The sequence below is a fragment of the Cereibacter changlensis JA139 genome, assembly GCF_003034985.1.
In the GTDB taxonomy this organism is placed as follows: Bacteria; Pseudomonadota; Alphaproteobacteria; order Rhodobacterales; family Rhodobacteraceae; genus Cereibacter; species Cereibacter changlensis.
In genome coordinates, this window is record NZ_PZKG01000229.1 from 1 (window position 1) to 3,893 (window position 3,893).

The 3,893-nt window shown below is 70.6% G+C and carries 4 protein-coding genes; all 4 read left to right on the plus strand.

Features of this window, described 5'->3' with window-relative positions:
• Nucleotides 1-767: carbohydrate ABC transporter permease (locus C5F48_RS22340; protein WP_107665937.1), on the plus strand; the 767-nt coding region annotated here is incomplete at its 5' end.
• Nucleotides 764-1,630: a sugar phosphate isomerase/epimerase family protein gene (locus C5F48_RS22345; RefSeq protein ID WP_107665938.1), complete on the plus strand. Its 867-nt coding sequence runs from the start codon at nucleotides 764-766 to the stop codon at nucleotides 1,628-1,630. The genes C5F48_RS22340 and C5F48_RS22345, both read left to right, overlap by 4 nt.
• Entirely contained in the window at nucleotides 1,627-2,481 is an 855-nt protein-coding gene (locus tag C5F48_RS22350) for a PfkB family carbohydrate kinase (RefSeq protein ID WP_107665939.1), read from the plus strand. The genes C5F48_RS22345 and C5F48_RS22350 overlap by 4 nt, the downstream gene beginning before the upstream one ends.
• Before the next feature lies 1 nt (nucleotide 2,482).
• Nucleotides 2,483-3,893 (plus strand): NAD(P)/FAD-dependent oxidoreductase (locus C5F48_RS22355; protein ID WP_107665940.1); only part of this gene is annotated, 1,411 nt, incomplete at its 3' end.

Here is a 3,893-nt window from a genome sequence, read left to right on the forward strand (position 1 = left end):
TGGGGGTGGTGGTGCTCTATCCGCTGCTCTGGATGGGGCTCGGCGGCTTCAAGTCCAACAGCCAGATCTTCAGCGATCCCTTCGCCCTGCCCCAGAGCTGGTCCTTCGAGAACTACCTCGCCGCCTGGCAGGCGGTGCAGGGCTACATGGTCTCCAGCCTGCTGATCACCGGGGTCTCGACCGTGATCACGGTGCTGATCAGCGCCTGGGCGGCCTATGGCCTGACCCGCACGCCGATGCCCGGCAAGCCGGTGATCACCGGCATCGTGCTGGGCGGCATGATGCTCAGCCCGACGGTGGCGCTGGTGCCCCTGGTGCGGATGCTGCAGTCGCTCGGGCTCTACGACACGCATTGGGCGCTGATCATCCTCTACACCGCCTTCCGGGTGCCCTTCACCACCTTCCTGATCCGCGCCTACATGCTGGACCTGCCGCGCGATCTCGACGAGGCGGCGATGATGGACGGCGCCAGCCGCGGCCAGATCTTCCGCAAGATCATCCTGCCGCTCTGCCGACCGATCCTGGTGTCCTGCGTCGTGCTGCACGTGCTCTTCGCCTGGAACGAGTATCTCTTCGCGATGATCTTCACCAACAGCCCCACGGTGCAGACCCTGCCGGTCGGCCTGACCTCGATGATGTCGAAACACGGCACCGACTATGCCCAGGTCTTCGCGGCGATGACGATCTCGGCGCTGCCCATCGTCATCATCTTCTTCCTGACCCAGCGGTACTTCATCCGCGGCCTGACCGAGGGGATCGGCAAATGACACACCCTCCCCGCCGGCTGTCGGCCGACCAGCTGATCGGCGCCAACTTCAGCTTCCAGCACTACCCGTTCCGCGAGGTGGCGCGGGTCATGCAGGGCTTCGGCGTGACGGAGATCGAGCTCTGGGGCATCGCCCCGCATCTAGATCTGCACCACGCCGGGCCGGCGCGCATCGCCGAGGTGAAGCAGGTGCTGGCCGATCACGGCCTGACCGTCCGCTGCTTCACGCCGGAGCAGGTGCTCTACCCGATCAACATCGCCTCGGGCGACGATGCCTATCGGCAGGCCAGCATCGACCTGTTCCGCCGCGCCGCCGACATCGCGGCGGAACTGGGGGCGCGCCACCTGTTCCTGACGCCTGGCCGCGGCTTCGAGAACGAACCGGCGGAGCGCGCCTGGGACCGCTCGGCCGAGGCGCTCGGCCTGATCGCCGCCCATGCGGCGGACCTCGGCCTGCGCTGTCTGCTGGAGCCGCTGCAGCGCCGCGAGAGCAACATCGCCCATAGCGCCGCCGACCTACGCCGGCTGCTGGACCGGGTCGGGGCCGAAACGATGGATGTGGTGCTCGACACCGTGGCCATGGCCTGCGCCGGCGACAGCGTGGCGGAGTACGTCGCCCTGTTCGGCGACCGGCTGGCGCATGTGCATGTCGTCGATGGCACGCCCGCCGGGCATCTGGTCTGGGGCGACGGCAGCCTGCCGCTGGCCGGCTACCTGACCGAGCTGGCCGAAGCCGACTATCGCGGCGCGCTGTCTTTCGAGCCCTTCGGCGACGGCTCCTACGCCCTCGACCCGGTGACGGCCTGGAGCCGCAACATGCAGGCCATCGCCCCCCATATTGAACCAAGGAAGGTTTCCGCGTGACCGCTTCGCCCAGACTGATCGCCGTGGGCGACAACTGCCTCGACGTCTACCTGTCAAAATCCCACATGGCGGTGGGCGGCAATGCGCTGAACGTCGCGGCGCAATGGTCGCGCCAGGGGCTCAACGCCGGCTACTTCGGCGTGGTCGGGCTGGATGCCGAGGGCGACGTGATCCTCGAGGCGCTCGCCGCCGTGGGGCTGACGCCCGAGGACGTGGAGCGCCGCGCCGGCAGCACCGCCGTGACGCTGCTGCTGGAGCGTGACGGCGACCGGCGGTTCCTGCTGGAGGATCTCGGCGTCGGCCTTGGCTACCAGCCGGAGCCCGGCCGCCACGCGGCGCTGCGCGCGGCCGACTGGGTGCATCTGGGCACCAACACCCCGGCCGAGCTGCCGCAGCGGCTGGTGGCCGAGGGGGTAGCTTTCAGCATCGACGTCTCCACCGCGCATGACGCGATGCGGCTGGACGGCGTGCCCTTGGTCTTCGCCTCGGGGCCAGAGGATCCCGCTGAACCGATCGAGCCGGTGATCGCAGAGTTCCGCGCAAGGGGCGCGCTGCGCTCGGTGATCACCTGCGGCCGGCGCGGGGCCTTCTTCGACGACGCGGGCGAGGTCTCCCATGTGCCGGCGCAGGACATCGCCGTGGTCGACACCTGCGGCGCGGGCGACAGCTTCATCGCCTCCTTCCTCGCCGCCCGGATCTCGGGCCGCGCCGGGCCCGAGGCGCTGGCGATTGCCACCGCGGCCGCCGCCTTGACCTGCGGCCACGAGGGCAGCTTCCCGCAGCCGCTGCAGCCGATCCCGGCCTGGCTCTTCGATAAATATGCCGATGTCATCGCCACGGCGGAGATCTGAGATGACGCGCTACACCCTCTGGAAACCCGCCATCGCCGCCCCTGAAGACCGCTCCTTCTGGCTCAAGGATGCCGGAGGCGGGCCGGCGACCGCGCCCTTGACGGCGGATGCGATCTGCGATGCCGCCATCATCGGCGGCGGCTATGCCGGGCTCTGGACCGCGCTGCGGCTGAAGGAGCAGGCGCCCGACCTGAAGGTTACGGTGCTCGAGGCCGATTTCTGCGGCTCCGGTGCCTCGGGGCGCAATGGCGGCCAAGTCCATACCTGGTATGCCGAGCTCGACCTGCTGACGAAGCTGGTCGGCCCGACCGAGGCGCTGGCGCTCTGCGAGGCCACCGCCGAGGCGATCGAGGAACTGGCGGCGCTGCAAGCCTCCGGCAGCATCGACATGGACCTGCGGCTCGACGGCTGGATGTGGACCGCCAGCTCGCGGGCGCAGGAAGGGGCCTGGGACGGGGCGCTGGCGCTCGACCGCGCGCCGGAAGGGCCTCGGCTCGCCCCGCTGAGTGGGGCCGAGATCCGCGCCCGCACCGGCTCGGCGGCTTCCTACACCGGGGTGGTCGAGCGGCGGGCGGGGACGGTGCATCCGGCCAAGCTGGCGCTCGGGCTCAGGGCGCTGGCGTTGGCCCGCGGCGTCACCATACACGAATCCACTCCGGTCGCCGAGATCGTCGCCGGCCCGCCCTGCCGCCTGCGCTGCCCGCAGGCCACGCTCACCGCCGGCAAGGTGGTGCTGGCCGCCAATGCCTGGGCCTCGGCGGTGCCGGAGCTGCGCCGCTACCTCTACATCGTGGACAGCCAGCTCATCGCCACCGAGCCGGTTCCCGACAAGCTCGAGGCGCTCGGCTGGACCGGCGGCGAGTCGATCTGCGACGCCCAAGCGCATGTGCTCTACTACCAGCGCACCCCGCCAGGCCGGGTGATCCTGGGGCGCGGCAGCGGCAATGTCGCCTATGGCGGCAAGCCGGACGCCGGCTTCAACCGCCGTCCCGGCGGCGGGGCCGACAACATCCGCGAGCTGCGCCGTCTCTACCCCGAGCTGGCGGACGCGCGGGTCGAACATGACTGGGCCGGCCCGATCGACTGCATGGCCGAGCATCTGCCGGTCTTCGGCCACCTCGCCGGCCAGCCGCACATCTTCTTCGGCGTCGGCTTCAACGGCACCGGCATCGCCCAGACCCCGGTGGCGGGGCGCATCCTGGCCAGCCTAGTGCTGGGGCGCGACGACCGCTGGAGCCGCAGCGGCCTCGTCGGCCTCAAAAGGCGGACCGCGCTGCCGCCGGAGCCGATCCGCTATCTCGGGGCCCGCATCGTCCGCCATGCCATTCGGCAGCGCAACGACGCCGAGATCGAGAACCGGACGGGCGGGGCCGCTGGTCCGCTGGCTGTCCGGGCTCACGCCGGGCGGGGGA